25 protein-coding genes are annotated in these 26837 nt (G+C 60.7%); 12 read left to right on the top strand and 13 right to left on the bottom strand.

All coding sequences use genetic code 11. The annotated features are described in order from the left end of the window. Positions 1-6 precede the first annotated feature (6 nt). From exbD to CAF65_RS10295, 5 genes are all read left to right on the top strand, one after another. On the top strand, positions 7-435 hold the full coding sequence (gene exbD, locus CAF65_RS10315; RefSeq protein WP_085716199.1) for a TonB system transport protein ExbD: 429 nt from the start codon (positions 7-9) through the stop codon (positions 433-435). Then, complete coding sequence (locus CAF65_RS10310) at positions 432-1181, top strand: energy transducer TonB (protein ID WP_085716198.1); 750 nt, start codon at positions 432-434, stop codon at positions 1179-1181. Before exbD ends, CAF65_RS10310 begins: the two co-directional genes overlap by 4 nt. A gap of 190 nt (positions 1182-1371) precedes the next feature. Continuing rightward, entirely contained in the window at positions 1372-2301 is a 930-nt protein-coding gene (locus CAF65_RS10305; RefSeq protein WP_008018277.1) for a hydrogen peroxide-inducible genes activator, read from the top strand. 9 nt (positions 2302-2310) lie between these two features. Beyond that, positions 2311-4386 (top strand): ATP-dependent DNA helicase RecG, encoded by a 2076-nt coding sequence (gene recG, locus CAF65_RS10300; RefSeq protein WP_085716197.1) that lies wholly within the window; start codon positions 2311-2313, stop codon positions 4384-4386. 78 nt (positions 4387-4464) lie between these two features. Beyond that, a complete protein-coding gene (locus CAF65_RS10295) occupies positions 4465-5868 on the top strand; it encodes an aminoacyl-tRNA deacylase and HDOD domain-containing protein (protein ID WP_085716196.1) in 1404 nt (467 codons plus the stop codon). Between the two features lie 153 nt (positions 5869-6021). Here CAF65_RS10295 and CAF65_RS10290 read toward each other — a convergent pair whose 3' ends face one another. From CAF65_RS10290 to CAF65_RS10275, 4 genes are all read right to left on the bottom strand, one after another. Further along, complete coding sequence (locus tag CAF65_RS10290) at positions 6022-6393, bottom strand: hypothetical protein (RefSeq protein ID WP_057395891.1); 372 nt, start codon at positions 6391-6393, stop codon at positions 6022-6024. Positions 6394-6635: 242 nt separating this feature from the next. Continuing rightward, positions 6636-6911, bottom strand: coding sequence for an HU family DNA-binding protein (locus CAF65_RS10285; RefSeq protein ID WP_085716195.1), 276 nt, complete (start codon positions 6909-6911; stop codon positions 6636-6638). A 194-nt stretch (positions 6912-7105) separates the two neighbouring features. Then, the gene (locus tag CAF65_RS10280; protein WP_085716194.1) at positions 7106-8254 is read right to left on the bottom strand and encodes an NAD(P)/FAD-dependent oxidoreductase; all 1149 of its coding nucleotides are present in this window, start codon (positions 8252-8254) and stop codon (positions 7106-7108) included. A gap of 18 nt (positions 8255-8272) precedes the next feature. After that, positions 8273-8443 (bottom strand): rubredoxin, encoded by a 171-nt coding sequence (locus CAF65_RS10275; RefSeq protein WP_007995385.1) that lies wholly within the window; start codon positions 8441-8443, stop codon positions 8273-8275. A gap of 199 nt (positions 8444-8642) precedes the next feature. Between CAF65_RS10275 and CAF65_RS10270 the strand changes: the two genes are divergently transcribed. Both CAF65_RS10270 and ubiA read left to right on the top strand, forming a co-directional pair. Then, positions 8643-9206, top strand: coding sequence for a chorismate lyase (locus tag CAF65_RS10270; RefSeq protein ID WP_085716193.1), 564 nt, complete (start codon positions 8643-8645; stop codon positions 9204-9206). Next, positions 9206-10096 (top strand): 4-hydroxybenzoate octaprenyltransferase, encoded by an 891-nt coding sequence (gene ubiA, locus CAF65_RS10265; RefSeq protein WP_085716192.1) that lies wholly within the window; start codon positions 9206-9208, stop codon positions 10094-10096. The genes CAF65_RS10270 and ubiA overlap by 1 nt, the downstream gene beginning before the upstream one ends. 89 nt (positions 10097-10185) lie before the next feature. Here ubiA and CAF65_RS10260 read toward each other — a convergent pair whose 3' ends face one another. After that, positions 10186-10569 (bottom strand): hypothetical protein, encoded by a 384-nt coding sequence (locus CAF65_RS10260; RefSeq protein ID WP_085716191.1) that lies wholly within the window; start codon positions 10567-10569, stop codon positions 10186-10188. A 153-nt stretch (positions 10570-10722) separates the two neighbouring features. On the opposite strand from CAF65_RS10260, the gene phoB reads away from it, so the two are divergent. The 3 genes from phoB to CAF65_RS10245 all read left to right on the top strand — a co-directional run bounded on the left by phoB (position 10723) and on the right by CAF65_RS10245 (position 14231). After that, on the top strand, positions 10723-11412 hold the full coding sequence (gene phoB, locus CAF65_RS10255) for a phosphate regulon transcriptional regulator PhoB (protein ID WP_003229608.1): 690 nt from the start codon (positions 10723-10725) through the stop codon (positions 11410-11412). A gap of 80 nt (positions 11413-11492) precedes the next feature. Beyond that, a complete protein-coding gene (gene phoR, locus CAF65_RS10250) occupies positions 11493-12779 on the top strand; it encodes a phosphate regulon sensor histidine kinase PhoR (protein WP_256578634.1) in 1287 nt (428 codons plus the stop codon). 111 nt (positions 12780-12890) lie between these two features. After that, complete coding sequence (locus tag CAF65_RS10245; RefSeq protein WP_085716189.1) at positions 12891-14231, top strand: hemolysin family protein; 1341 nt, start codon at positions 12891-12893, stop codon at positions 14229-14231. 119 nt (positions 14232-14350) lie between these two features. Here the strand turns inward: CAF65_RS10245 and CAF65_RS10240 are convergent, their stop codons facing one another. The 8 genes from CAF65_RS10240 to CAF65_RS10205 form a co-directional block, all read right to left on the bottom strand. Then, entirely contained in the window at positions 14351-15247 is an 897-nt protein-coding gene (locus CAF65_RS10240; protein ID WP_085716188.1) for a peptidoglycan DD-metalloendopeptidase family protein, read from the bottom strand. 208 nt (positions 15248-15455) lie between these two features. Beyond that, a complete protein-coding gene (locus tag CAF65_RS10235) occupies positions 15456-16364 on the bottom strand; it encodes a response regulator (protein WP_085716187.1) in 909 nt (302 codons plus the stop codon). 168 nt (positions 16365-16532) lie between these two features. Beyond that, positions 16533-17294, bottom strand: a complete 762-nt coding sequence (gene phoU / locus CAF65_RS10230) for a phosphate signaling complex protein PhoU (protein ID WP_085716186.1) — start codon at positions 17292-17294, stop codon at positions 16533-16535. A gap of 113 nt (positions 17295-17407) precedes the next feature. Next, positions 17408-18241: a phosphate ABC transporter ATP-binding protein PstB gene (gene pstB, locus CAF65_RS10225; RefSeq protein WP_085716185.1), complete on the bottom strand. Its 834-nt coding sequence runs from the start codon at positions 18239-18241 to the stop codon at positions 17408-17410. 134 nt (positions 18242-18375) lie between these two features. Next, positions 18376-20046, bottom strand: a complete 1671-nt coding sequence (gene pstA, locus CAF65_RS10220; protein ID WP_085716184.1) for a phosphate ABC transporter permease PstA — start codon at positions 20044-20046, stop codon at positions 18376-18378. 15 nt (positions 20047-20061) lie between these two features. After that, positions 20062-22344: an ABC transporter permease subunit gene (locus tag CAF65_RS10215; RefSeq protein ID WP_085716183.1), complete on the bottom strand. Its 2283-nt coding sequence runs from the start codon at positions 22342-22344 to the stop codon at positions 20062-20064. A 161-nt stretch (positions 22345-22505) separates the two neighbouring features. Next, entirely contained in the window at positions 22506-23507 is a 1002-nt protein-coding gene (locus CAF65_RS10210) for a phosphate ABC transporter substrate-binding protein PstS family protein (RefSeq protein ID WP_085716182.1), read from the bottom strand. A 256-nt stretch (positions 23508-23763) separates the two neighbouring features. Continuing rightward, positions 23764-25062, bottom strand: a complete 1299-nt coding sequence (locus tag CAF65_RS10205) for an MFS transporter (protein WP_085716181.1) — start codon at positions 25060-25062, stop codon at positions 23764-23766. 367 nt (positions 25063-25429) lie between these two features. Between CAF65_RS10205 and CAF65_RS10200 the strand changes: the two genes are divergently transcribed. Together CAF65_RS10200 and CAF65_RS10195 are read left to right on the top strand one after the other, a co-directional pair. After that, positions 25430-25834: an acyl-CoA thioesterase gene (locus CAF65_RS10200; protein ID WP_007942704.1), complete on the top strand. Its 405-nt coding sequence runs from the start codon at positions 25430-25432 to the stop codon at positions 25832-25834. Positions 25835-25901: 67 nt separating this feature from the next. Further along, a complete protein-coding gene (locus CAF65_RS10195; RefSeq protein WP_085716180.1) occupies positions 25902-26801 on the top strand; it encodes a D-hexose-6-phosphate mutarotase in 900 nt (299 codons plus the stop codon). The last annotated feature ends 36 nt before the right edge of the window (positions 26802-26837 follow it).

Genomic DNA, 26837 nt, shown 5'->3' with positions numbered 1-26837 from the left:
TCGGCCATGGGCCTGCATTTGAAAGAAGGGGCAGACGACGATCTGTCCGAAAACCACGAAATCAACGTCACGCCGTTCATCGACGTGATGCTGGTGCTGTTGATCATCTTCATGGTGGCAGCCCCGCTGGCCACCGTGGACATCAAGGTCGACCTGCCCGCTTCCACTGCCAAACCGGCGCCGCGACCAGAGAAACCGGTGTTCCTCAGCGTCAAGGCTGACCAGCGCCTGTTCCTCGGTGAAGACGAAGTGAAGGCTGAAGCACTCGGCGCCACGCTCGACGCCAGGACCCAGGGCAAGAAAGACACGACGATTTTCTTCCAGGCCGACAAAGGCGTGGATTACGGCGACCTGATGAATGTGATGGATAACCTGCGCTCGGCGGGTTACCTGAAGGTCGGTCTGGTCGGTCTCGAGTCGGCAGTCAAGAAATGATCACGACGCGCCATAAGCTGACGCGTTACAGCGGTAGCCTGGCCGTGGTGCTGGGTGTTCACGCGCTGGCCATTGCGCTGGCGCTGAACTGGTCCGCCCGTCCGCCCATCGAATTGCCCCCTCAGGCAATGCTGGTCGAACTGGCACCGATTCCTGCCCCGCCACCGCCTGCTCCGCCGAAGGTCGTCACCCCTCCGCAACCACCGGCTCCGGTTGAAGAACTGCCGATCCCCAAGCTCGCTGAAGCGCCGAAAGCTGAAATTGCCGTGCCCAAGCCCGTCAAGCCAAAGCCGAAGCCACAGCCGCCCAAGCCGGTAGAGAAGAAACCCGAACCGCCGAAGGAAAAACCGGCCGAAGAAAAACCGGCCGAAACGCAACAGACTCAGGCGCCAACGGAGAAATCCGCCCAGCCTGCCCCAGGCCCGTCGCCGGCTCAACTGGCAGCCAAGGCCAGCTGGCAAGGCACGCTGCTGGCGCACTTGCAGAAGTACAAAAAGTACCCGGCCAGTGCACAGGCGCGGGGCAAGGAAGGGATGAACCGTCTGCGCTTCGTGGTGGATGCCGAAGGCAATGTGTTGTCGTTTGAGCTGGTAGGCGCCTCGGGCACGGCCGATCTGGACCGGGCTACCCTGGAAATGATCCGCCGCGCTCAACCGCTGCCCAAGCCACCGGCCGACATGCTGACCAATGGCTCCATCGAAATCGTTGCACCGTTTGTGTATTCGCTGGAAAAACGCCGGCGGTAAAGCACCGCCGAACCACTGTAGGAGCGAGCTTGCTCGCGATGGTCGTCAACGATAACGCGGCGAGCCTGACACCCCACGGCGGTCTCAGGTTTTTCGCGAGCTGGCTCGCTCCTACACACTCTCAGTCTGATAACGTGCGTCTATCGATTGCAGCCGGTATGCTTGGCCCGCAACTTCATGGACGCTTGCTATGACCCTCACAGAATTACGCTACATCGTTACCCTCGCCCAAGAGCAGCACTTCGGCCACGCCGCCGAGCGTTGCCACGTCAGTCAGCCGACCCTTTCGGTGGGCGTGAAAAAGCTTGAAGACGAACTCGGTGTGCTGATTTTCGAGCGCAGCAAAAGCGCCGTGCGCCTGACTCCGGTCGGCGAAGGCATCGTGGCCCAGGCTCAAAAGGTACTGGAACAAGCCCAGGGCATCCGCGAACTGGCCCAGGCCGGCAAGAACCAACTGACCGCCCCGCTGAAAGTCGGCGCAATCTATACCGTCGGGCCATACCTGTTCCCACACCTGATTCCGCAACTGCACCGGGTAGCCCCGCAGATGCCGTTGTACATCGAAGAAAACTTCACCCACGTGCTGCGCGACAAACTGCGCAACGGCGAGCTCGACGCGATCATCATCGCCCTGCCGTTCAGCGAAGCCGATGTGCTGACCCTGCAACTCTACGACGAGCCGTTCTACGTACTGATGCCGGCCCAGCACCCGTGGACGCAAAAAGAATCCATAGACGCCAGCCTGCTCAACGACAAGAGCCTGCTGCTGCTCGGCGAAGGTCACTGCTTCCGCGACCAGGTGCTGGAAGCCTGCCCGACCCTGACCAAAGGCAACGACGGCGCCAAGCACACCACGGTGGAATCCAGCTCCCTGGAAACCATTCGCCACATGGTCGCGTCCGGCCTGGGTATTTCGATCCTGCCGTTGTCCGCGGTCGACAGCCATCACTACGCCCCAGGCGTGATCGAAGTGCGTCCGTTGTCGGCACCCGTACCGTTCCGCACCGTGGCCATTGCCTGGCGCGCCAGCTTCCCGCGCCCGAAAGCGATTGAAATCCTCGCCGACTCCATTCGCCTGTGCTCGGTGGCCAAGCCAGCGGCGCAAGTCGCTGTTGGCTAAGCAACGGCCATGAGCGAGTTGTCGCAAGTGTCGGTGACGGCACTCAAGGGTGTCGGTGAAGCCATGGCCGAGAAACTGGCCAAGGTCGGCCTGGAAAACCTCCAGGACGTCTTGTTTCACCTGCCCCTGCGCTATCAGGATCGCACCCGCGTGGTCCCGATCGGCGCGTTGCGGCCCGGTCAGGACGCCGTCATCGAAGGCACCGTCAGCGGCGCTGATGTGGTCATGGGGCGGCGGCGCAGCCTCGTGGTTCGGTTGCAGGATGGTACCGGGGGCTTGAGCCTGCGCTTCTACCATTTCAGCAACGCGCAGAAAGAAGGCCTCAAACGCGGCACGCGGATTCGCTGCTACGGCGAGGCGCGGCCCGGTGCTTCGGGGCTGGAGATCTACCACCCGGAATACCGTGCCATCAACGGTGACGAGCCGCCGCCCGTGGATGAAACCCTGACCCCGGTGTATCCGCTCACCGAAGGCCTGACCCAACAGCGCTTACGCCAGTTGTGCATGCAGACCCTCACCCTGCTCGGCCCCAGCAGCCTGCCCGACTGGCTGCCGAACGAACTGGCCCGGGACTACCAATTGGCGCCGCTGGCCGATGCGATTCGCTACCTGCACAACCCGCCCGCCGATGCCGACGTCGATGAACTGGCCCTCGGTCACCACTGGGCGCAGCACCGCCTGGCCTTCGAAGAATTGCTGACTCATCAACTGTCGCAACAGCGCCTGCGCGAAAGCATGCGCGCCCTGCGTGCGCCAGCGATGCCCAAGGCAACGAGGCTGCCAGCCAAATACCTGGCCAACCTCGGCTTCAACCCGACCGGCGCCCAGCAACGGGTCGGCAACGAAATCGCTTACGACCTCAGCCAGCACGAACCGATGCTGCGGCTGATCCAGGGTGACGTCGGCGCCGGTAAAACCGTGGTCGCCGCACTCGCCGCGCTGCAAGCGCTGGAGGCCGGTCATCAGGTGGCCCTGATGGCGCCCACCGAAATTCTCGCCGAGCAGCACTTCATAACCTTCAAGCGCTGGCTCGAACCGCTGGGCATCGAAGTCGCGTGGCTCGCCGGCAAGCTCAAGGGCAAGAACCGCACGGCCGCACTGGAGCAAATCGCCAACGGCACGCCGATGGTGGTCGGCACTCACGCGCTGTTCCAGGATGAAGTGCAATTCCAGAACCTGGCGCTGGTGATCATCGACGAACAGCACCGTTTCGGCGTGCAGCAGCGTTTGGCCTTACGGCAGAAGGGTGTCGGTGGGCGCATGTGCCCGCACCAGTTGATCATGACCGCCACGCCGATCCCGCGCACGCTGGCCATGAGCGCCTACGCCGATCTCGACACCTCGATCCTCGACGAATTGCCCCCCGGTCGAACGCCGGTGAACACCGTGCTGATCACCGACACCCGACGGGTCGAAGTCATCGAGCGGGTACGCAGCGCTTGCGCCGAAGGGCGTCAGGCCTATTGGGTGTGCACCCTGATCGAAGAGTCGGAAGAGTTGACCTGCCAAGCCGCCGAAACCACCTTCGAGGACCTCACCGCCGCCCTCGGCGAGCTGAAGGTCGGGCTGATCCACGGCCGTATGAAGCCTGCGGAAAAAGCCGCGGTGATGGCCGAATTCAAGGCCGGCAATCTGCAGCTGTTGGTTGCGACCACGGTGATTGAGGTGGGCGTCGACGTGCCCAACGCCAGCCTGATGATCATCGAGAACCCCGAACGCCTGGGCCTGGCGCAACTGCACCAATTGCGTGGCCGCGTCGGCCGGGGCAGCGCCGTCAGCCATTGCGTGCTGCTCTACCATCCGCCGCTGTCGCAGATCGGTCGTCAACGGCTGGGTATCATGCGTGAAACAAACGACGGCTTTGTCATCGCCGAAAAAGACCTCGAACTGCGCGGCCCCGGTGAAATGCTCGGCACGCGCCAGACCGGTTTGCTTCAATTCAAGGTCGCCGACCTGATGCGCGATGCCGATTTGTTGCCCGCCGTGCGGGATGCCGCCCAGGCATTGCTCGAGCGCTGGCCGGCCCACGTCAGCCCGCTACTCGATCGATGGCTGCGTCATGGCCAACAATACGGCCAAGTGTGACAACCTTCACGGTTTCTGAGGCGTGGCCCCAAGCAAGCTGGTTATACTCCTGCAATTGTTTTAGTACGGATACAGACCATGACCGAGGTTGCCTTCGCTCCCGACACCCCGCACGCTCCGTCGGTTATTCGGCTGATGCTGGGCAAGTTGGGCATTGCCTACGAGGAAGTGCTGGATCATCACGGCCTGAATGCCGCGCGCAAAGTGCAGGCCGTTCTGCTGGATGACAGCGTCGGCGCGTTGATGGTGCTGTTTTCGCAGAGCCAGTTGCTGGATCTCAATCGCCTGACAGAACTCACCGGTCGCCGCCTCACCGCCGTACCCACCGAACGCCTGACAAAAATGCTCGGCAAGCACAACCTCAGCTTGCTGCCGGGCCTGCCGGCGCTCACCAGTTCACCGTGCCTGTACGACGAAAGCCTGCTGCGCGAGCCGAAGTTGCTGATCAACTCCGGTGAGCCGGGCGTGTTGCTGGAAATCTCCAGCGAAGATTTCAAGACGACCATGCTGACCAAGGCCAGCGCCGCCAACTTTGGCGAAAACCTGACCAGCATTCGCCCCAACCTCGACCGCCCCGATGACGACCGCGAGGAAATCACCCAGGCCGTCCAGGCGTTCACCGCGCGGCGCATCCAGCAACGTCTGGAGGCGACCATCGAGATTCCGCCGCTGGCCGAAACCGCGCAAAAAATCATCAAACTGCGCGTCGACCCCAACGCCACCATCGACGACATCACCGGCGTGGTCGAAACCGACCCGGCGCTGGCCGCACAAGTGGTGAGCTGGGCGGGATCGCCGTACTACGCCTCTCCGGGCAAGATCCGTTCGGTGGAAGACGCCATCGTGCGCGTGCTGGGCTTCGATCTGGTGATCAACCTCGCGCTGGGCCTGGCCCTGGGTAAAACCCTGAGCCTGCCCAAGGACCACCCGCAACACTCCACACCGTACTGGCAGCAATCGATCTACACCGCCGCCGTCATCGAAGGCCTGACCCGTGCCATGCCACGCGCCCAACGTCCGGAAGCCGGCCTGACCTACCTGGCCGGCCTGCTGCACAACTTCGGTTATCTGCTGCTGGCACATGTATTCCCACCGCACTTCTCGCTGATCTGCCGCCACCTGGAGGTCAACCCGCACCTGTGCCACAGCTTTGTGGAACAACACCTGCTGGGCATCAGCCGCGAACAGATCGGCTCGTGGCTGATGCGTTACTGGGACATGCCCGAAGAGCTGGCCACCGCCCTGCGCTTCCAGCACGACCCGGCCTACGACGGCGCCTACGCCGAATACCCGAACCTGGTCTGCCTGTCGGTGCGCCTGTTGCGCAGCCGTGGCATCGGCTCCGGCCCCGACGAGGACATCCCCGACGCCCTGCTCGAACGCCTTGGCCTGAGCCGCGAAAAAGCCAACGACGTCGTCAGCAAAGTCCTCGAAGCCGAAGTGCTGCTGCGCGAACTGGCTTCGCAATTCACTCAAGGCTGAAAAGCATCGCGAGCAGGCTCGCTCCCACAAGGATCACCAAAATCTTGTGGAGCGAGCCTGCTCGCGAAAGTCGTCAACGATGACGCGTGCATCCTGGATAAACGCGGGGGGCTTGAGTTTCTCGTCGGAACGCCGCCCGGAGCAAACTCGCTCCTACACCTTCTTCGGCTTCAAATACTTCGTCAGCCCCTGGAACCAGATCACCAGCGCCGGGTTGCCCTTGATCTGAATCGACTTGTCCTGAATCCCCGTCATGAACGCCAGTTGCTTGTTCTTCGCCTGCATCGTGGCAAAGCCGTACGCGGCGTCTTTAAAGGCAATCGCAAACGCAGGCTCGGCATGCACACCCGATTGGCTGGTAATGCGCTGGTCCTTCACACGGAAATGCCGCGCCACTTTCCCGTCCAGGGTCTGCAGCTGAAACACCAGGTCCTTGTCACCCAACTGCTGCTGAAACGCCGGATTGGTCCGGCTGGCCTTACCCATCAACAAACCCAGCATCCACAGCAGAAAACGAAATTTCATGCGCACAGCCTCAGAAGGAAAATGAACGGCTGGGGCAGTTTAACGGCTTCGGGCTATAACGCCAGTATCCAGTTGCTTTAGAGGAAGATCAGGACCATTACCAGCACGATGACTACCAAGTCACAATTATCAAAACCTCCTTCCAGGCCACTTCACACGCCCCCACAAAAAATGGGCACCCAACCCTGGTTGGCGTGCCCATTTTTTATTCCGCTCCCCGCTACGCGGGTTGGGGAAAAGGATTACGGATTAACGCTATCTTTCAACAATTTCCCAGGCTTGAAAGCAACGGTGTTGCTGGCCTTGATTTTGACGGGTTCACCGGTTTGCGGGTTTTTGCCGGTGCGGGCACCGCGATGGCGTTGCAGGAAGGTGCCGAAGCCCACGAGCGTCACGCTGTCTTTGCGGTGCAGGGCACCGGTGATTTCTTCAAGAACGGCGTTGAGAACGCGGTTGGCTTGTTCTTTGGTGAGGTCTGCTTTTTCAGCAATGGCTGCAGCGAGTTCTGGTTTACGCATATGAGTGAAGCCCCTTTGACGGTTTGTTGTTGTTATGTCCGTGCTGCCCTCTGCGGAGCAGCGCCCAAAGCGCCGCAGGTGCTCTACTCTGCGGCAGACGGGAGTGAGGATGGCACGCAGTGAGGCCCCGCGCCAGTATCGGCGCGGCCTTTGTTAGGGCAAAAGGGGGGTGATTCCGACAGAACGTCCAGTATTTATGCCAGCAGGGCCGGAAGCTCTTTGTTCAGGGCCAGTTTTTCCATCACGGCGGCACCGGTGAGGGCATAACCGAGCAGTTTGCCCGCGGCATCGCGGCATAAAACCTTGATGTCGGCGCCCTGCCCTTCGACTGTCCAGATGCCTTCTGCGCCCCGTGGTGGCGGGGACACCACCAACGGGCACACCGGGGTTTTGACGGTGATCGGCATCGGGCCATAGGTGACGGCAGTCGGGTTACCGGCCAGAGTTTGCGCCAGCGCTCGCGCACAGCTCATCAGGGGCATCACGTACAGCAGGTTCAACCCATCGACCTCGGCGCAGTCACCCAGGGCGTAGATGTTGGCGTGGGAGGTTTTCAGGTGCCGATCAACCATGACACCGCGGTTGACCTGCAGACCGGCCGCCGCCGCGAGATCAACGCGTGGGCGCAGGCCAATGGCCGAGACCACCACGTCGCACGGGATCACCTGGCCATCGGACAGGTGCGCCTCCAGACCATCTGCCACGCGTTGCAGGCGGTTGAGCACCGGCCCGAGGTGGAAGCGCGCGCCGAGGCTTTCGAGGCCAGCCTGCACCGCAGCCGCGGCCGCCGGGTGCAACAGGGTCGGCATGACTTGTTCGCATGGCGCAACCAGTTGCACTTCGTAGCCGCCCAGGGTCAGGTCGTTGGCGAACTCGCAGCCGATCAGGCCGGCGCCGAGCAGCAGCACACGGCGCTTGCCAGCGGCCGCTGCACGGAAGCGTGCGTAATCTTCCAGGTCGTTGATCGGGAATACGCAATCCGCCGCGTCGCCTTCAATGGGTACGCGCACGGTTTCGGCGCCCCAGGCCAGGATCAGGTCGCGGTAGATCACCGCTTCTTCACCAATCCACAGGCGCTTGTGGCCCGGGTCGATGCCGCTGATGCGGGTGTGGGTGCGTATTTCAGCCTTGAGTTGTTCGGCCATGGCACCGGGCTCGGCCATGCTCAGGCCGTCGGCATCCTTGTTTTTGCCGAAACCGGTGGAGAGCATCGGCTTGGAGTAGGAGCGCCCATCATCGGCGGTAATCAGCAGCAGCGGGGTTTCGCTGTCGAGTTTGCGAAACTCGCGGGCCACGTTGTAGCCAGCCAGGCCGGTGCCAATGATTACGACAGGTGCGTTCATTCCTTACTCCTCAATTGTTCAGGCAGCGATTTCGATCATTTCAAAATCCATTTTGCCCACACCGCAGTCCGGGCACAGCCAGTCTGCCGGGACGTCTTCCCAACGGGTGCCCGGCGCAATGCCGTCATCCGGCCAACCGTCGGCTTCGTTGTAGATCAGGCCGCATACGATACATTGCCACTTTTTCATCAAGTACTTCCTCAGGGTTCAGGCGTTTTGCCGGCCGGACGGTCGATGGTTGTAGCACTGCCGTCCAACCCAGCGCGTTTTGTACTGATCGGGACCGTCAGATGCAAGTCTGTTCGGCGCAACGGCAGGCCAATTCAATCGATATCGGCGGCTGACATGTTAAGCTCGCCGCCTCATTTGCTGCCAATAATGACTCATTGTGCATCACACAGAATCCCCCTCTCCAGCTCCGCTCTGGCTCTCCCGCAGCGAACTGGCGCCCCTCCCCGATGCTTCCACCCTCGACTGGCTGTTCGACGAAGGCTCGCTGACCAGACGTCTGATTCATCTGTCGAATGATGCCTTCAGCGTCTTGCCAATGTTCGAAGGCTGGCAGCCTTTGCGCGCCGACGAATGCGCGGCGCTGGACCTGGCCGAAGGCAGTGAGGGCTGGGTGCGTGAGGTATATTTGCGCGGTCATGGCGAGGCGTGGGTGTTTGCGCGCAGCGTGGCGTCACGCAGTGCATTGCAAGGCGACGGCTTGCACATGGACGAGCTGGGTAGCCGCTCGCTGGGCGAATTGCTGTTTTGCGATCATGCCTTCCAGCGCCGGGCCATCGAGGTTTGCCATTATCCGCAAGCGTGGCTGCCCGCCGAGGCGCAGTCGCCTGAGCTGTGGGGCCGCCGTTCGCGTTTCGATCGCGGCGCCTTGAGCGTGCTGGTGGCCGAAATTTTCCTGCCGCCCCTGTGGAAGGCCGCCCGCGTCCAACCGGAGAACCGTTGATGTACCAAAGCCTGCTCAAGTCATTGAACCGCTTGAACCCTCGGGCCTGGGACTTCATTCAACTGACCCGCATGGACAAGCCGATCGGCATTTACCTGCTGCTGTGGCCGACGCTGTGGGCGTTGTGGATTGCCGGCAAGGGCTCACCATCCCCGGCCAATATCGTGATCTTCGTCCTTGGCGTGGTGCTGACCCGCGCCGGTGGCTGTGTGATCAACGACTGGGCGGACCGCAAGGTCGATGGTCATGTGAAGCGTACCGAGCAACGGCCACTGGTCAGCGGCAAGATCAGCTCCAAAGAGGCGCTGGTGTTCTTCGCACTGCTGATGGGCGTGAGTTTCCTGCTGGTGCTGTGCACCAATGCCGCGACGATCTGGCTGTCATTGGGCGGTTTGGCGCTGGCGTTCAGTTATCCCTTCATGAAGCGCTACACCTATTACCCGCAAGTGGTGCTGGGCGCCGCGTTTTCGTGGGGGATGCCGATGGCGTTCACCGCAGAAACCGGTGAACTGCCGGCTGTCGCATGGCTGCTGTGGATCGCCAACCTGATGTGGACCGTGGGCTACGACACGTATTACGCGATGACCGACCGCGACGACGACCTGAAGATCGGTGTGAAATCCACGGCGATTCTATTCGGCGAAGCCGACCGGGTGATCATCCTGACCCTGCAAGGGTTGGCACTGGGTTGCCTGTTGCTGGCGGGGTCGAAATTCGAGCTGGGGATGTGGTTCCACTTTGGCTTGCTGGTGGCCGCCGGCTGTTTTGCCTGGGAATTCTGGTACACCCGCGACAGGGACCGCATGCGCTGCTTCAAGGCGTTCTTGCACAACCACTGGGCCGGGTTGGCGATTTTCGTCGGGATTGTGCTGGATTACGCGTTGCATTGACCGCTGGCAAAGATCGCAGCCTGCGCCAGCTCCAACAGGGGGATGGGGCGACCGCAGGCTGCGAACTGTTTACCGCGCAGGCGAATCGCTTATTTATGCTCGTGCATGACGTGCCAGACGTTCTTCATATTGTCGCCTGCCATGTCACCGGGTTTTTTGTCCTTCATGAACGTGTAAAGCGGTTTGCCGTCATAGGCCCACTGCATCTTACCGTCGTCACGCTTGATCGTGCTCCACTTGCCTTCGGGCTTGGCGCCCGCCGGCGCCATCATTGGCGGCCAATATTCAGCGCACTCGCCGTTGCACATCGACTTACCGCCTGAGTCCTTGTCGTATGTGTACACCGTCATGCCCTTGTGATCGACCATCATCCCGTCTTTCATCATCGCCGGCTCGGCGGAGAAGGCCAGTGTCGGCAGCGTTAGCGCAGCCGTGACCAGCAGAGCCTTCCAGGTTTGAGCAATGTGTTTCATGGAAACCTTCCTTTTGTGGTTGTCAGGATTCGAACTTAGAGCTTAGTTCAGGTTCGCGACAATCACCGGCTGACTAAAATACTGTCACACGACTGCAATAATTCCGTTATCTAATGCGGCGCAAGACAGTTAAATGACAAGAGGATTAAGGGCATGGTTGGCAGGAGCATTCTGATCGTCGACGACGAAGCGCCTATTCGCGAAATGATCGCCGTTGCGTTGGAAATGGCCGGCTATGACTGCCTGGAGGCGGAAAACTCCCAGCAGGCCCATGCCATTATCGTCGACCGCAAACCGGACCTGATCCTGCTCGACTGGATGCTGCCCGGCACGTCCGGTATCGAGCTGGCCCGTCGTCTCAAGCGTGATGAACTGACCGGGGACATCCCGATCATCATGCTCACCGCCAAAGGCGAAGAGGACAACAAGATCCAGGGCCTGGAAGTCGGCGCTGACGACTACATCACCAAACCGTTTTCCCCCCGTGAGCTGGTCGCGCGCCTGAAGGCCGTGCTGCGCCGTGCCGGTCCTACCGATGGCGAAGCGCCGATCGAAGTCGGCGGCCTGCTGCTGGACCCGATCAGCCACCGCGTGACCATCGACGGTCGTCCTGCCGAGATGGGCCCGACCGAATACCGCCTGCTGCAATTCTTCATGACCCACCAGGAGCGCGCCTACACTCGTGGCCAGTTGCTGGATCAGGTCTGGGGCGGCAACGTCTATGTCGAAGAGCGTACCGTCGACGTGCACATTCGACGCCTGCGCAAAGCCCTCGGCGACGCTTATGAAAATCTGGTACAAACCGTGCGCGGCACCGGTTACCGCTTTTCTACCAAAGCCTGACCCGGACCTTTACCGCCCGACAAGCTGACAAGGACGCGCGTCAAGTGAACCAAAACTGGCATGGCACCCTGATTCGCCACATGCTGCTGCTGGTCACCGCCTGCCTGGTGATCGGCCTGATCACCGGCTATTACGGCTGGAGCCTTGCTGCAGGCCTGGGTCTTTACCTGGCCTGGACCCTCAAGCAGTTGCTGCGATTGCACGAGTGGCTGCGCCTGCACAAACCCGATGAAGCACCACCCGACGGCTACGGCCTGTGGGGCGAGGTGTTCGACAGCATCTACCACCTGCAACGCCGCGACCAACGGGTACGCGGACGCCTGCAAGCGGTGATCGACCGGGTTCAGGAATCCACCGCCGCGCTGAAAGACGCGGTGATCATGCTCGACACCGACGGCAACCTGGAATGGTGGAACCGCGCCGCCGAAACCCTGTTGGGCCTCAAGACGCCACAGGACAGCGGCCAACCGGTGACCAACCTGGTGCGCCATCCGCGCTTCAAGGAATACTTCGAGCAAGAGAATTACTCCGAGCCGCTGGAAATCCCCTCGCCGACCAACGACCGTGTACGCATCCAGCTGTACATCACTCGCTATGGCAACAACGAACACTTGATGCTGGTGCGCGATGTGACACGCATCCATCAACTGGAACAGATGCGCAAAGACTTCATCGCCAACGTTTCCCATGAACTGCGCACACCGTTGACAGTGATCTGCGGTTACCTGGAAACCTTGCTCGATAACATCGACGAGGTAAACCCGCGCTGGGGCCGTGCCTTGCAGCAGATGCAGCAGCAAGGCGGACGCATGCAGACCTTGCTCAACGACCTGTTGTTGCTGGCCAAGCTGGAAGCCACCGACTACCCGTCGGACAACCAGCCGGTGCCGATCGACGGCCTGCTGCAATCGATCAAGAGCGATGCGCAGCAACTGTCCGGCCAGAAAAACCAGAACATCACCCTGGAGGCCGACCCGACGATTCTGCTCAAGGGCAGCGAGGCGGAGTTACGCAGCGCGTTTTCCAACCTGGTGTTCAACGCGGTGAAATACACCCCGGCCGAAGGCAACATCCGCATTCGCTGGTGGGGCGATGACCAAGGCGCGCACCTGAGCGTGCAGGATTCCGGAATCGGCATTGATAGCAAACACCTGCCGCGCCTGACTGAACGCTTTTATCGCGTCGACTCCAGCCGCAATTCCAATACCGGGGGCACCGGCCTCGGGCTGGCGATCGTCAAACACGTTTTGTTACGACATCGGGCCCGAATGGAAATCAGCAGCGTACCAGGTCACGGCAGTACTTTTACCTGCCACTTTGCCCCGGCCCAGGTCACCAAATCACGGGTTATCAGCACCGCCGACTGATACCCACTAGGCAATCACTCAGTCAGTCGCTACATTGGCTGACTTGTGCCTGCCTTTTCAGGCGCGATTTCCACTTCCCTTTCGAACACACGGAACCCGCAAAACTCCATCATGGACCCTTCCCCTGGCTTGACCCTCGCTACAATTTTCGCCGACTTCGGCATGATTCTTTTTGCTCTGATCCTGGTTTTGCTCAACGGATTCTTCGTTGCGGCGGAATTTGCCATGGTCAAACTGCGCTCGACCCGGGTCGAGGCCATCGCTGATAAAAACGGCTGGCGCGGGCACATCCTGCGCACCGTGCACAGTCAGCTCGATGCTTACCTGTCGGCGTGCCAACTGGGTATCACCCTCGCCTCTCTCGGCCTGGGCTGGGTCGGTGAACCGGCGTTCGCGCACCTTCTGGCGCCTGTACTGAGTGCCGTGGGTGTAGATTCCGCTGAAGTGGTCAAAGCGGTTTCGTTCTTCACGGCGTTCTTCATCATTTCGTACCTGCACATCGTGGTCGGTGAGCTGGCGCCGAAATCCTGGGCCATCCGCAAACCCGAATTGCTGTCGCTGTGGACCGCCGTGCCGCTGTACCTGTTCTACTGGGCCATGTACCCGGCCATCTACCTGCTCAACGCCAGCGCCAACCAGATCCTGCGCATCGCCGGGCAAGGTGAACCCGGCCCGCATCACGAGCATCACTACAGCCGTGAAGAGCTGAAGCTGATCCTGCACTCCAGCCGTGGCCAGGACCCGAGCGACCAGGGTATGCGCGTGCTGGCCTCGGCGGTGGAAATGGGCGAGCTGGAAGTGGTCGACTGGGCCAACTCCCGGGAAGACCTGGTGACCCTGGAGTACAACGCGCCGCTCAAGCAGATCCTGGCGATGTTCCGTCGCCACAAATTCAGCCGCTATCCGGTGTACGACAGCGAACGCCAGGAATTCGTCGGCCTGCTGCACATCAAGGATCTGCTGCTGGAACTGGCGGCACTGGACCACATTCCCGAGTCGTTCAACCTGGCCGAATTGACTCGCCCTCTGGAGCGCGTGTCGCGGCACATGCCGTTGTCGCAGTTGCTGGAGCAGTTCCGCAAGGGCGGCTCGCATTTCGCCGTGGTCGAAGAGGCCGACGGCAACATCATCGGCTACCTGACCATGGAAGACGTGCTGGAAGTGCTGGTGGGCGACATCCAGGACGAACACCGCAAGGCCGAACGCGGGATCCTCGCGTATCAGCCGGGCAAGCTGCTGGTGCGGGGCGATACGCCGCTGTTCAAGGTCGAAAGGCTGCTGGGCATCGACCTCGACCACGTCGAAGCCGAAACCCTTGCCGGGCTGGTCTATGAGAGCCTGAAGCGAGTTCCGGAAGAGGAAGAAGTGCTGGAAGTCGAAGGCCTGAGGATCATCATCAAGAAGATGAAAGGGCCGAAGATCGTTCTGGCCAAGGTGTTGATGCTCGATTGATGGACTGAGCCAGATTCGAGTCAATCCCTTCGCGAGCAGGCTCGCTCCCACAAGGACGTGCGCAGTACCTGTCCTGTGGGAGCGAGCCTGCTCGCGAAGACGTCAAACCAGACAACGCATCACTGCTTGCCCAACGCAAAGTTGGGCAGCGCGCTTACCGGCTGGTTGAACTGGTACGGAATCGACACCAGCCCCAGCCCGGTATTGCGCTGCACCACGAAGTGCAAATGCGGCCCGGTGCTGTTGCCGGTGTTGCCGGACAATGCCAATGCACTGCCTACCTTTACCCGCTGACCTTCCCGAACGCAGACCGAACCTTTCTTCAGGTGCAGGTAAACGCCCATGGTCCCGTCATCGTGCAGCACCCGCACGAAATTGCCGGATGCATCGGTGCCGCGGCCGCTCTGGCGATTTTCGGTCTTCACCACCACACCGCCTCGAGCTGCAATGATCGGCGTGCCTTCGGGCATCGCAATGTCTATGGCGTAACGACTCTTGGGCCCGAAGTGGCTGTAGGGCCCATTGGCCCCCTGACTGATCCGGAACGGCCCGCCACGCCAGGGCAATGGGTACCGATAGCCCACCGTGGGCCCTGAAGGGTCGCCCAGGGAGTACTTGAACTTCGGAACGTAGGCGAGTGGCCGTCCAGCGTTGGTTGCCGTGAGCTGCGCCAGGCGAATGCTGGTGCGTTGCGCAATCACGCGCCGAATCGTTCGCCCCGGCGCCCCGCTGGCATTTTTCACCCCGCTGAAACTCAATTCGACCTCTACCGGCGCATACAGGTCATTGCGCACGTACACGCTGTGTACGCCGTTCTTCTTCATGATGACGAGGCGCACCTGGCGCTCGAGGTGCTCGACCATGCCATCGCGAAAAACGAACACATGGGCGCCTTTGCTGGGGCGGTCACTGTAGGAAACCACACCATAGGCATCTTTGGACTTGTAGATGGTCATGGCCACGGCCGAGGTGGCGACCATGTACAGGCCACATAAAAACAGCAGGCGCGTGAACATGGGCAAGGATTCTGTTGAGGGAGACCTGGGTTTGAGCCTAGCAGCTGCAATGGACCCGAGTAGTCGACAGATGTTTCAGAAAGGGTGTTCAACAGATGCGCGGTAGAAGTGACGCCCTCTTCGCGAGCAGGCTCGCTCCCACATGAGAACGCATTCCAGATGTGGGAGCGAGCCTGCTCGCGAAAGCGGACTGGCAGGCAACGCTAGATCAAGCGCCAGGAATGAAGTGCTTCTGCGCCGTACCACGCGCAATCAGGCGGGAAATGTAATCGAGCTTCTGCGCATCCTGATCGACAAAGCGGAAGGTCAGTTGCAGCCAGTCGCTGTCGGGCTTCGGCTCGTGGGCAACGATGGCGTGCAGGTAGCCGTTGAGACGGGCTGTTTCGGCGCTGTCACCCTGCTCCAGGTCAAGCACGGCGCTGTCGAGGACTTGCGGCAAGGTGTCGGTGCGTTTCACCACCAACAGGGCTTCCTTGAGGCTCAAGGCCTTGATCACGCATTGCGCGATGCCGTTCGGCAAACGCAGTTGACCCTGACCACGGCCACTGGTGGGTGCCGAGGAGGCCGCAGGCGCCTTGACCGGCGGATTGTTGAGCAAGCCTTTGGACGGTGCAGGTGCCGGCGCGGCTGTTGGCGTGGCGACCGGTGCCTTGCCACCGGTCAAGGCGGCGAGGGAGTCGTTAGCGAATGCAGGGCTGGTTTTGGTCGCAGCTACGTTGATCAAGGCATCGAGTTTGCCGACCTTGTGCAGCGCCTGCTTGACCTTGGTGATCAGTTGCTCGTTGGTGAACGGCTTGCTGACGTAACCGGATACCCCGGCCTGGATCGCCTGGACGACGTTCTCCTTGTCGCCACGGCTGGTCACCATCACGAAGGGCATGGCCTTGAGGTTGTCTTGCTCGCGGCACCAGGTCAGCAGTTCCAGGCCGGACATTTCCGGCATTTCCCAGTCGCACAGGACCAGGTCGAATGCTTCCTTGGCCAGCATGGCCTGGGCCTTTCTGCCATTGATTGCGTCTTCGATCCGCATGCCCGGGAAATAATTGCGCAGGCACTTTTTCACCAGGTCACGAATGAACGACGCGTCGTCCACGACCAACACACTGACCTTACTCATCCACCACCCCTTTAAAAAACCCCGGCCAGCATACCGCTTTGCTGATGGCACTTTGCCAAAAAACCTTCAGTCACGCCGGACTTTTCGTTCGCGGGTGCTGCTTTTCGAATTCGTGTGCCGCAAACAAAAACGCCCGGCCAATAGGCCGGGCGCTTTACTTGGGCAACCTTACTTATCGTCAGCTTTGCCCGGAACATTAGCGGTTTCGCCACTGGTTCCTTCAACTTCTTCCTTCATGCGCTTGAGGCCCAGGTGCCGCACGTCGGTGCCGCGTACCAGGTAGATCACCAGCTCCGAGATATTGCGCGCGTGGTCGCCGATACGCTCCAGCGAACGCAGCACCCAGATAATGCTCAGAACCCGCGAAATAGAACGTGGATCTTCCATCATGTAGGTCGCCAGCTCACGCAGGGCGGTCTTGTATTCGCGGTCGATGATCTTGTCGTACTGCGCCACCGACAAGGCCAGTTCAGCGTCGAAACGGGCAAAGGCGTCCAGTGCATCGCGGACCATGTTGCGCACCTGGTCACCGATGTGGCGCACTTCGACGTAACCACGAGGCGCTTCACCTTCTTCGCACAGCTGGATGGCGCGACGGGCGATCTTGGTCGCTTCGTCACCGATGCGCTCCAGGTCGATCACCGATTTGGAAATGCTGATGATCAGGCGCAGGTCGGATGCCGCCGGCTGACGACGGGCCAGAATGCGCAGGCATTCCTCGTCGATGTTGCGTTCCATCTGGTTGATCTGGTCATCGATCTCGCGCACCTGCTGGGCCAGGCCGGAGTCGGCCTCGATCAGCGCGGTCACCGCGTCGTTGACCTGCTTCTCGACCAGCCCGCCCATGGCCAGGAGGTGGCTGCGCACTTCCTCAAGCTCGGCGTTGAACTGCTGGGAGATGTGATGTGTAAGGCCTTCCTTAGAAATCATGTTGTCTGCTCCGCAAAAGCTGTGAGCTGCAAGCTACAAGCTGCAAGCTGATGTGTGTCGTACCCGAACCGCTCTTGTTTGCCGCTTGAAGCTTGACGCTTGCGGCTGTACGGCTAGCCGTATCGACCCGTGATGTAGTCTTCGGTCTGCTTCTTCGCCGGGTTGGTGAACAGCGTATCGGTGTCGCCAAACTCAACCAGTTTGCCCATGTACATGAACGCGGTGTAGTCGGAAACCCGCGCCGCCTGTTGCATGTTGTGGGTAACGATCACAATGGTGAACTTGGATTTCAGTTCGTAGATCAGCTCTTCGACCTTCAGCGTGGAGATCGGGTCGAGTGCCGAGCACGGTTCGTCGAGCAGCAACACTTCCGGCTCAACGGCGATGGTGCGGGCGATCACCAGACGTTGCTGCTGACCACCGGACAGGCCCAGCGCCGAATCGTGCAGACGGTCCTTGACCTCGTCCCACAGTGCCGCGCCTTTCAACGCCCACTCGACGGCTTCGTCGAGGACACGCTTCTTGTTGATGCCCTGGATACGCAGGCCGTAAACCACGTTTTCGTAAATGGTTTTCGGAAACGGGTTCGGCTTCTGGAACACCATGCCGACGCGACGACGCAGCTCGGCCACGTCTTCGCCCTTGCGGTAGATGTTGCTGCCGTACAGGTTGATCGCGCCATCGACACGGCAGCCATCAACCAGGTCGTTCATGCGGTTGAAGGTACGCAGCAGCGTCGACTTGCCACAGCCGGACGGGCCGATGAAGGCGGTCACGCGCTGTTTCGGGATGTTCATGCTGACGTCGTACAGCGCTTGTTTTTCGCCGTAGAACAGGCTCAGGCCCGGCACTTCGATGGCCACGGTTTCCTGCTCGAGACTCAGGCTCTGTTTGTCGCGACCCAGCGCCGACATGTTGATGCCGTGGGTATGTGCTTCGTGCTGCATGGGAGGCTCCCTGTGCTAACAAATTCGGTTCGTTTTTTGTGTGGGAGCGAGCCTGCTCGCGAAGGGGCAGTCATTGGCGCCAAAAGCTTCGCGAGCAGGCTCGCTCCCACAGAGAAATCAGTGCCACATAAACATCAGCTATCCAGCGCCTTGTACTTCTCGCGCAGGTGGTTACGGATATAAACGGCCGACAGGTTCAACGTGGCGATCACCAGCACCAGCAACAGCGCCGTGGCGTACACCAGCGGCCGCGCGGCTTCGACGTTCGGGCTCTGGAAACCGACGTCATAGATGTGGAAGCCCAGGTGCATGATCTTCTGGTCCAGGTGCAGGTACGGGTAGTTACCGTCCACCGGCAGCGACGGCGCCAGTTTCACCACACCCACCAGCATCAGCGGCGCCACTTCACCCGCAGCGCGGGCCACGGCGAGGATCATGCCGGTCATCATCGCCGGGCTGGCCATCGGCAACACTATCTTCCACAAGGTTTCCGCCTTGGTCGCGCCGAGGGCCAACGAGCCCTCGCGTACGGTACGAGGAATCCGCGCCAGACCTTCTTCGGTGGCCACGATCACCACCGGCACCGCCAGCAACGCCAGGGTCAGCGAAGCCCAGAGCAGACCCGGTGTGCCGAAGGTCGGCGCCGGCAAGGCTTCCGGGAAGAACAGACGGTCGAGCGAGCCGCCCAGCACGTAGACGAAAAAGCCCAGACCGAACACGCCATAAACGATGGCCGGTACACCTGCCAGGTTGTTCACCGCGATGCGGATCACCCGGGTCAGCGTGTTCTGCTTGGCATATTCACGCAGGTATACCGCCGCCAGCACGCCGAACGGGGTCACGATCATCGCCATGATCAAGGTCATCATCACGGTGCCGAAGATGGCCGGGAAGATCCCGCCTTCGGTGTTCGCTTCACGCGGGTCGTCGCTCAGGAACTCCCAGACCTTGCTGAAGTAGAAAGCGATCTTGGTGGTCGTGCTCATGGCGTTCGGCTGATAGGCGTGAACCACTTTGCCGATGCCGATTTCGACTTCCTTACCGTTCGCATCGCGGGCGGTCAGGCTGTCGCGGTTGAACTGAGCGTGCAGGTCGCTCAGGCGCGCTTCAACATCCTGATAGCGCGCATTGAGCTCGGCGCGCTCGGATTCCATGTCCGCTTGTGCGGTGGCGTCCAGCTTGCCTTCCAACTCAAGCTTGCGACCGTGCAAGCGGATGCGCTCGAGACCGGCGTTGATCGCGCCGATGTCGGTTTTTTCCAGGTTCTTGAGTTGTGCAGCCAGCTTGTTCACGCGGTCGACACGGGCCTGCAACTCAGGCAATGCGGCTTCGCCCTCAGCGATGACCTTGCCATCCTGTTTGACGTTGACCAGGTAACCGTAGAAGTTGCCCCACTCACGACGCTCGATCGCCATCAGCTCTGACGGTGTCGTCTGGTTGGTCAGCCACTCGCCAACGATCCAGGTGAAGTCGTTGCCGTTCAGGTCACGGTTACCGACCTTGATCAGCTCGCGGGTCATGAACTCCGGGCCTTCGTCAGGCACCGGCAAGCCGGCACTCTTCAAGCGGGCACGGGGTACTTCTTCCTTCTGCACCACTTCACCGATGACCAGATGCTGGCCCTGGCCCGGTACGTCGTAGCTGGCGTGGATCAGATCCGCCGGCCAGAAGTGACCCAGGCCGCGCACGGCAATCACTGCCAGCAGGCCAATGGTCATGATGACCGCGATGGACACCGCGCCACCGCTGATCCAGACGCCGGGGGCGCCGCTCTTGAACCATCCATTCAGGGAGTTCTGTTTCACAGACTTCTACCTTTCTTAAAGCGACGAGTATTTCTTGCGCAGACGCTGACGGATCAGTTCTGCGAGGGTGTTCATGACGAAGGTGAACAACAGCAGCACCAACGCCGAGAGGAACAGCACGCGGTAGTGGCTGCCGCCGACTTCCGATTCGGGCATTTCCACCGCGACGTTGGCGGCCAGGGTGCGCAGGCCTTCGAACAGGTTCATTTCCATGACCGGGGTGTTACCGGTGGCCATCAACACGATCATGGTTTCACCGACCGCACGGCCCATGCCGATCATCAGCGCCGAGAAGATGCCCGGACTGGCGGTGAGGATCACCACGCGGGTCATGGTCTGCCACGGCGTGGCACCGAGGGCCAGGGAGCCCAGGGTCAGGCCGCGAGGCACGCTGAACACGGCGTCTTCGGCGATCGAATAGATGTTCGGGATGACCGCGAAGCCCATGGCCAGGCCGACCACCAGGGCGTTGCGCTGGTCGTAGGTAATGCCCAGGTCGTGGGAAATCCACATGCGCATGTCGCCACCGAAGAACCAGTTTTCCATGAACGGGCTCATGTACAGCGAGAGCCAGCCCACAAACAGGATCACCGGGATCAGCAGCGCACTTTCCCAGCCATCCGGGACTTTCAGGCGGATCGACTCAGGCAGGCGGCTGAAGGTGAAACCGGCAACCAGGATGCCGATCGGCAACAGCATCAGCAGGCTGAAGATGCCTGGCAAATGCCCTTCCACATAAGGCGCGAGGAACAGACCGGCGAAGAAGCCGAGGATCACCGTCGGCATCGCTTCCATCAGCTCGATCACCGGCTTGACCTTGCGGCGCATGCCAGGGGCCATGAAGTACGCGGTGTAGATCGCAGCGGCAACGGCCAGTGGAGCGGCCAGCAGCATGGCGTAGAACGCGGCTTTCAGGGTACCGAAGGTCAGCGGCGACAGGCTCAGCTTGGGTTCGAAGTCGGTGTTGGCGGCGGTCGATTGCCAGACGTATTTAGGCTCGTCGTAGTTCTCGTACCAGACCTTGCTCCACAGTGCGCTCCACGACACTTCCGGGTGCGGGTTGTCGAGCAGCAGCGGCTGCAACTTGCCACCGGCTTCCACGATCACGCGGTTGGCCCGTGGCGACAAACCGAAAATGCCCTGGCCTTCTGCAACCGGCTCCACCAGCAAGGTGCGGTGGGCAGTGCTGTGGAACACGCCAAGCTTGCCGGAAGCGTCGAGGGCAACGAAGCCCTTGCGGCGCTCTTCGGCAGTGATTTCAACAATCGGTGTGGTGCCCATCTGGAAGGTGCGGATCTGCTTCAGGCGCTGTTCGCCATCCGGATCGCGAGCCATGAACCACTGGGCCAGACCGCCCTTGGAGTCACCGACGATCAGCGAGATACCACCCACAAGCTGGGTGCTGGCGGTGACTTGCGCTTCACCGTCTTCAAGCAGTTTGTAGCGACCATTGAGGCTCTTGTCGCGCAGGCTGAATACGTCGGCCTGGGCACGCCCGTTGATCACGTACAGCCACTGCTGACGCGGGTCGACGAAAATGTTCTTCACCGGCTCGTTCATCTGCGGCAGGTCGATACGCTTCTGCTCGTTGGTGACTTCGCCGGTCATCATGTTCTCTTCGCTGGTCAGCGACAGAACATTGAGTTGCGAACCGGTGGCGCCGACCAGCATCAGGGTCGAATCGTTGGCGTTGAGGCTGACGTGCTCCAGCGCACCGCCCGCTTCGTTCACCGCGATGGGTGTTTCGCCGTACGGGTATTCGACCGCTGGCGAGATGGTCTTCTTGCCTTCCGGGTAGCTGACTTTATAGGTGTGACGGAACACCAGTGCCTGACCGTTGGACAGGCCCACGACAACCAGCGGGTGACCCGGCTGGTCTTCGCCGATGGAGGTCACGGTGGTACCGGCCGGAATCGGCAGATCGACGCGCTTGAGTTCGGCGCCACTGTCGATATCGAAGAACAGAGCCTGGCCCTTGTCGGAAACCCGCATGGCCACCTGGTTCTGCTCTTCAAGGGAGATCATTAAAGGCTTGCCGGCGTCTTGCATCCAGGCTGGCGTGATGGCGTCTTTGGCGGTCAGGCTGGCACCCTGGAACAGGGGCGCAACGACGTAGGCAAGGAAGAAGAAGATCAAGGTGATCGCGCCCAGCACAGCGAGGCCGCCAACGAGGACGTACCAGCGGGTCAGGCGATCTTTGAGCGCGCGCATGCGGCGCTTGCGTTGTAGCTCAGGCGTATTGAAGTCAATTCGCTTGGGGGGATTAGTAGTCATGTTGGAATTGGCCAGATCATTCATGCGCACACCCTAGCGATCCTGTATGACAGAAAGATGACAATGCAGTGACGCAACAAATCCGCCGCTAGCGGTAACCAGCAGCGGATAGAGAATTTGAGGTGTATGAGGGCGGCTCCTGCCGCCCCCATGTGAGTTCGAGGGTTCACCTCGGACTCAATTTGTTACTTTTTTGCGACTTCAGCGCCGCCTTCCGCCAGACCCAGGTCAGCCAGAGCTTTGGCAGCTACTTTGGCCGGCAGTGGGATGTAACCGTCTTTCACTACAACTTCCTGACCCTGTTTCGACAGAACCAGTTTCACGAACTCGGCTTCCAGCGGAGCCAGAGGCTTGTTCGGGGCTTTGTTCACGTAGACATACAGGAAGCGGGACAGCGGGTACTTGCCGTTCAGGGCGTTTTCTTCGGTGTCTTCGATGAACTCGGTGGTGCCTTTCTTGGCCAGGGCTACAGTTTTCACGCTAGCGGTTTTGTAACCGATACCCGAGTAACCGATGCCGTTCAGCGAGGAGCTGATCGACTGAACGACCGAAGCCGAACCTGGTTGCTCGTTCACGTTAGCCTTGTAGTCGCCTTTGCACAGGGCTTCTTCCTTGAAGTAGCCGTAGGTGCCGGATACCGAGTTACGACCGAACAGTTGAACCGGCTTGTTGGCCAGGTCGCCGGTCACGCCCAGGTCGCCCCAGGTCTTGACTTCGGTTTTAGCGCCGCACAGACGAGTGGACGAGAAGACGGCGTCGACTTGTTCCATGGTCAGGTGCTGGATCGGGTTGTCCTTGTGAACGAAGATAGCCAGGGCGTCCACGGCAACCGGGATGGCGGTTGGCTTGTAGCCATACTTCTGCTCGAAGGCAGCCAGTTCGGTGTCCTTCATCTTGCGGCTCATCGGGCCCAGGTTGGAGGTGCCTTCAGTCAGCGCAGGTGGCGCGGTGGCGGAGCCAGCGGCCTGAATCTGGATGTTTACGTTCGGGTATTCTTTTTTGTAGTTCTCAGCCCAGAGGGTCATGAGGTTGGCCAGGGTATCGGAGCCGACGCTGGACAGGTTGCCCGACACACCAGTGGTCTTGGTGTAGCTCGGGATAGCAGGGTCAACAGCGGCAACCGCGTTGGCAGTCGCAACGCCAGCAGCGACAAAAGTCATTGCCGCCATCAAACGCTTCAGTTTCATGCCTTACTCCTAGCAGATAGGGTGTGTTAAGTCGGGGCCAAGTATCAGCAGGCCGTGTGAACACTCTATGGCTGAAATATGACAATTGGATGAAAGGCCATTATTCGCTTGATACAGGAGGTTTCGCGTCGCCTTCATCGCGAGCAAGCCCGCTCCCACAAAAGATCTGCGTTGAACACAGAACCCCTGTTGGAGCGGGCTTGCTCCGGGTGGCGATCCGACGAAGGCGTCAGTGCCGTCAACACATGGAACCGGCTTAACGCCCCCTCTTCCAGAGCCAGGCGCCGACCAGGATCCCGACCCCACACAACACCGCCACATAGTAAGCAGGCCCCATCGCACTTTCCTTGAGCAACAGGCTGACGATCATGGGTGTCAGGCCGCCGAAGATGGCGTAGGCCACGTTGTAGGAGAACGACAGGCCGCTGAAACGCACCACGGGCGGGAAGGCCTTGACCATCACGTAGGGCACCGCGCCGATGGTGCCGACCAGCAGACCGGTCAGGGCATACATCGGGAACAACCAGTCGGGATGATCGGCCAGGCTGTGATAGAAGGCCCAGGAGCTGGCCAGCAATGCAGTACAGCCGAACACGAAGACCCGTCCGGCGCCGAAGCGGTCCGCCAGTGCGCCGGCGATGATGCAGCCAAAGCTCAGGAGCACGATTGCCACGCTATTGGCCTGCAGGGCAGTAGTAGCCGAGAAATGGTAGACCGTCTGCAACACGGTCGGGGTCATCAGGATCAGCACCACAATGGCGGCAGACAGCAGCCAGGTCAGCAGCATCGAAATGGCAATGGCACCTCGATGGTCGCGGAGCACCGCCCGCAACGGCACCTCCTCGGCCAGGGCCTTGCGCAGTTGCAGCTCGGCAAACACCGGGGTTTCGTGCAGCCAGCGACGCAGGTACACCGAGAACAGACCGAACACGCCGCCAAGCAGGAACGGAATCCGCCAGGCGTAATCCGACACTTCCACCGGGGTATAGAGACTGTTGATCGCCGTTGCGACCAGCGAGCCGAGCAAAATGCCCGCCGTCAGACCGCTGGTCAGGGTGCCACAGGCGTAGCCGACATGCCGTTGCGGAACGTGTTCGGAAACGAAGACCCACGCTCCCGGCACTTCACCGCCAATGGCCGCGCCCTGGATCACCCGCATCAACAGCAACAGGATGGGCGCCCACAGGCCGATCTGCGCATAGGTCGGCAACAAGCCCATGATCAGCGTCGGCACGGCCATCATGAAAATGCTCAGGGTGAACATTTTCTTGCGGCCAAGCAGGTCGCCGAAGTGCGCCATCACGATGCCGCCCAGCGGCCGTGCCAGGTAGCCAGCGGCGAAGATGCCGAAGGTTTGCATCAAACGCAGCCACTCGGGCATGTCCGCCGGGAAAAACAGCTTGCCCACCACCGTGGCGAAGAACACGAAGATGATGAAGTCGTAGAACTCCAGCGCACCGCCCAGGGCAGACAGCGATAGAGTCTTGTAGTCGCTGCGGGTCAGCGGACGTGCGGGTTGATCTGGCTGCGCGATGCTCGAGGGCGCTGTGGTCATGGCAAGGGCTTCTCTTATAGTCGGATCTGCAACCTCAACAACGCTGGCGGAGGTTTGAGCAGGTCCGGCACGATAGCAAATTGTTCGAAAAAGCACATAGAGGTGCGTTTTTGACGGTCAAAATGAGAACCGGACGGTCGTCGTGGAGTCTACCGACCGATATACTCGCAGCCTTGCTCCGGTTTTTGAGGGTTGCTGTGCGAAAACGCCTGTCAGGTTCATAGGTAGGCGATTTCGCAGAGTTTCCCTTTAGGCGCCTTATGGAAAACGTGACGAACGTAGTATGTTCGGTGGTGAATCGTTTTTCCCGAAGACGGCTACCACCAGCAGTACCAACGAAGAGTCACGGGTCAGAGGCACCCCCGGCATGATAGAGCTCGAACAAGAAGATCCGATCCCGCAAGGCGACCTGGCCCTGCAAATTACCGCGCTCCCTCGCGAAACCAACGGCTTTGGCGATATTTTCGGCGGCTGGCTGGTGGCGCAGATGGATTTGGCAGGCACCGCGATGGCCAGCAAGGTCGCCGGCGGACGCGTTGCCACCGTTGCGATCGACCGCATGGCATTTCTGGTTCCGGTGGCGGTGGGCGCGCAGCTTTCCTTTTATACCCAGGCTCTGGAAATCGGCCGCAGCTCGATCAAGATGATGGTCGAGGTCTGGAGCGACGATCCACTGTCCAGCGAGTGGCGTAAAGTAACGGAAGCGGTGTTTGTGTTCGTTGCCATCGATGGCAGCGGTCGCACCCGTTCGGTTCCGCCCAGGGCTCGATAAGAGCTTTTAAACCTGGTAGCCGTTTTGCGGTCGATAGTCGTCCACGTTACTGATCGAGAGCTGTCCCATGAGCACGCCCAATGTTGAAGCCGTAAAGCTGGATGAACTGAACTGCTGGCGCATCCGCCACGGTCAGGCCGAATTACTGGTAGCCCAGCAAGGCGCGCACATCCTCAGTTATCAACTGGCCGGCCAGCCGCCGCTGATCTGGCTCAACGACGAGGCCGTGTTCAAGACTGGCAAGAGCATCCGTGCCGGTGTGCCGGTGTGCTGGCCGTGGTTTGGCGTCTTTGACCGCAATCCGCAAAGCGTTAAGGCGATGCGTGTCAGCAAGGAAGCACCGGCCGCTCACGGTTTCGTGCGAGCGATGGATTGGGAGCTGGGCGGCATCGAAGCCGAAGGCGAAAGCCTGAAGGTCGAATTCCTCCTGCCCTACCCCGAAGGCGGCTTTCCCGGCTGGCCGCACCAGGTGGATTTGACGCTGAGCATTCGCCTCGACGAGCAATTGCACATCCATCTGACCAGCCACAACCGGGGTGCTGAAACCGTCAGCATCAGCCAGGCGCTGCACAGTTACTTTGCCGTCAGCGATGTGCGCGACGTACACGTCGAAGGCGTGGACGGCCTCAACTACATCGAAACCCTGGACAACTGGAAAACCGTTACCCAGACCGGTGACCTGCGCTTTACCGGGGAGACCGACCGCATCTACCTCGACGCCCCGCCGCAGTTGAGCATCGTCGATCCGGCCTGGGAGCGACGTATCGCACTGACCAGCAGTGGATCGCGCACGGCGGTGATCTGGAACCCATGGGTCGACCGCGCCGCGGCGTTCAGCGACATGGCCGACGACGGCTGGCAGCGCATGCTGTGCATCGAGACGGCGAACGTGATGGACGATGTGGTGAACCTGGCACCGGATGCCAGCCATACGCTGGGCGTGAGTATCGGTAGCCAGTCGCTCTAAACAGCACCATAAATCACTGTGGGAGCGAGCTTGCTC

Source organism: Pseudomonas sp. B28(2017) (assembly GCF_002113025.1).
GTDB lineage: Bacteria > Pseudomonadota > Gammaproteobacteria > Pseudomonadales > Pseudomonadaceae > Aquipseudomonas.
The sequence above is the reverse complement of the archived record's forward strand: the minus strand, read 5'-3'. Positions and strand labels throughout refer to the sequence as shown.

Coding starts and splice junctions, on each gene's coding strand:
- exbD (WP_085716199.1), top strand. CDS start 7: ATGGGCCTGCATTTGAAAGAAGGGGCAGACGACGATCTGTCCGAAAAC.
- CAF65_RS10310 (WP_085716198.1), top strand. CDS start 432: ATGATCACGACGCGCCATAAGCTGACGCGTTACAGCGGTAGCCTGGCC.
- CAF65_RS10305 (WP_008018277.1), top strand. CDS start 1,372: ATGACCCTCACAGAATTACGCTACATCGTTACCCTCGCCCAAGAGCAG.
- recG (WP_085716197.1), top strand. CDS start 2,311: ATGAGCGAGTTGTCGCAAGTGTCGGTGACGGCACTCAAGGGTGTCGGT.
- CAF65_RS10295 (WP_085716196.1), top strand. CDS start 4,465: ATGACCGAGGTTGCCTTCGCTCCCGACACCCCGCACGCTCCGTCGGTT.
- CAF65_RS10290 (WP_057395891.1), bottom strand. CDS start 6,393: ATGAAATTTCGTTTTCTGCTGTGGATGCTGGGTTTGTTGATGGGTAAG.
- CAF65_RS10285 (WP_085716195.1), bottom strand. CDS start 6,911: ATGCGTAAACCAGAACTCGCTGCAGCCATTGCTGAAAAAGCAGACCTC.
- CAF65_RS10280 (WP_085716194.1), bottom strand. CDS start 8,254: ATGAACGCACCTGTCGTAATCATTGGCACCGGCCTGGCTGGCTACAAC.
- CAF65_RS10275 (WP_007995385.1), bottom strand. CDS start 8,443: ATGAAAAAGTGGCAATGTATCGTATGCGGCCTGATCTACAACGAAGCC.
- ubiA (WP_085716192.1), top strand. CDS start 9,206: ATGTACCAAAGCCTGCTCAAGTCATTGAACCGCTTGAACCCTCGGGCC.
- CAF65_RS10260 (WP_085716191.1), bottom strand. CDS start 10,569: ATGAAACACATTGCTCAAACCTGGAAGGCTCTGCTGGTCACGGCTGCG.
- phoB (WP_003229608.1), top strand. CDS start 10,723: ATGGTTGGCAGGAGCATTCTGATCGTCGACGACGAAGCGCCTATTCGC.
- phoR (WP_256578634.1), top strand. CDS start 11,493: ATGCTGCTGCTGGTCACCGCCTGCCTGGTGATCGGCCTGATCACCGGC.
- CAF65_RS10245 (WP_085716189.1), top strand. CDS start 12,891: ATGGACCCTTCCCCTGGCTTGACCCTCGCTACAATTTTCGCCGACTTC.
- CAF65_RS10240 (WP_085716188.1), bottom strand. CDS start 15,247: ATGTTCACGCGCCTGCTGTTTTTATGTGGCCTGTACATGGTCGCCACC.
- CAF65_RS10235 (WP_085716187.1), bottom strand. CDS start 16,364: ATGAGTAAGGTCAGTGTGTTGGTCGTGGACGACGCGTCGTTCATTCGT.
- phoU (WP_085716186.1), bottom strand. CDS start 17,294: ATGATTTCTAAGGAAGGCCTTACACATCACATCTCCCAGCAGTTCAAC.
- pstB (WP_085716185.1), bottom strand. CDS start 18,241: ATGCAGCACGAAGCACATACCCACGGCATCAACATGTCGGCGCTGGGT.
- CAF65_RS10215 (WP_085716183.1), bottom strand. CDS start 22,344: ATGAATGATCTGGCCAATTCCAACATGACTACTAATCCCCCCAAGCGA.
- CAF65_RS10210 (WP_085716182.1), bottom strand. CDS start 23,507: ATGAAACTGAAGCGTTTGATGGCGGCAATGACTTTTGTCGCTGCTGGC.
- CAF65_RS10205 (WP_085716181.1), bottom strand. CDS start 25,062: ATGACCACAGCGCCCTCGAGCATCGCGCAGCCAGATCAACCCGCACGT.
- CAF65_RS10200 (WP_007942704.1), top strand. CDS start 25,430: ATGATAGAGCTCGAACAAGAAGATCCGATCCCGCAAGGCGACCTGGCC.
- CAF65_RS10195 (WP_085716180.1), top strand. CDS start 25,902: ATGAGCACGCCCAATGTTGAAGCCGTAAAGCTGGATGAACTGAACTGC.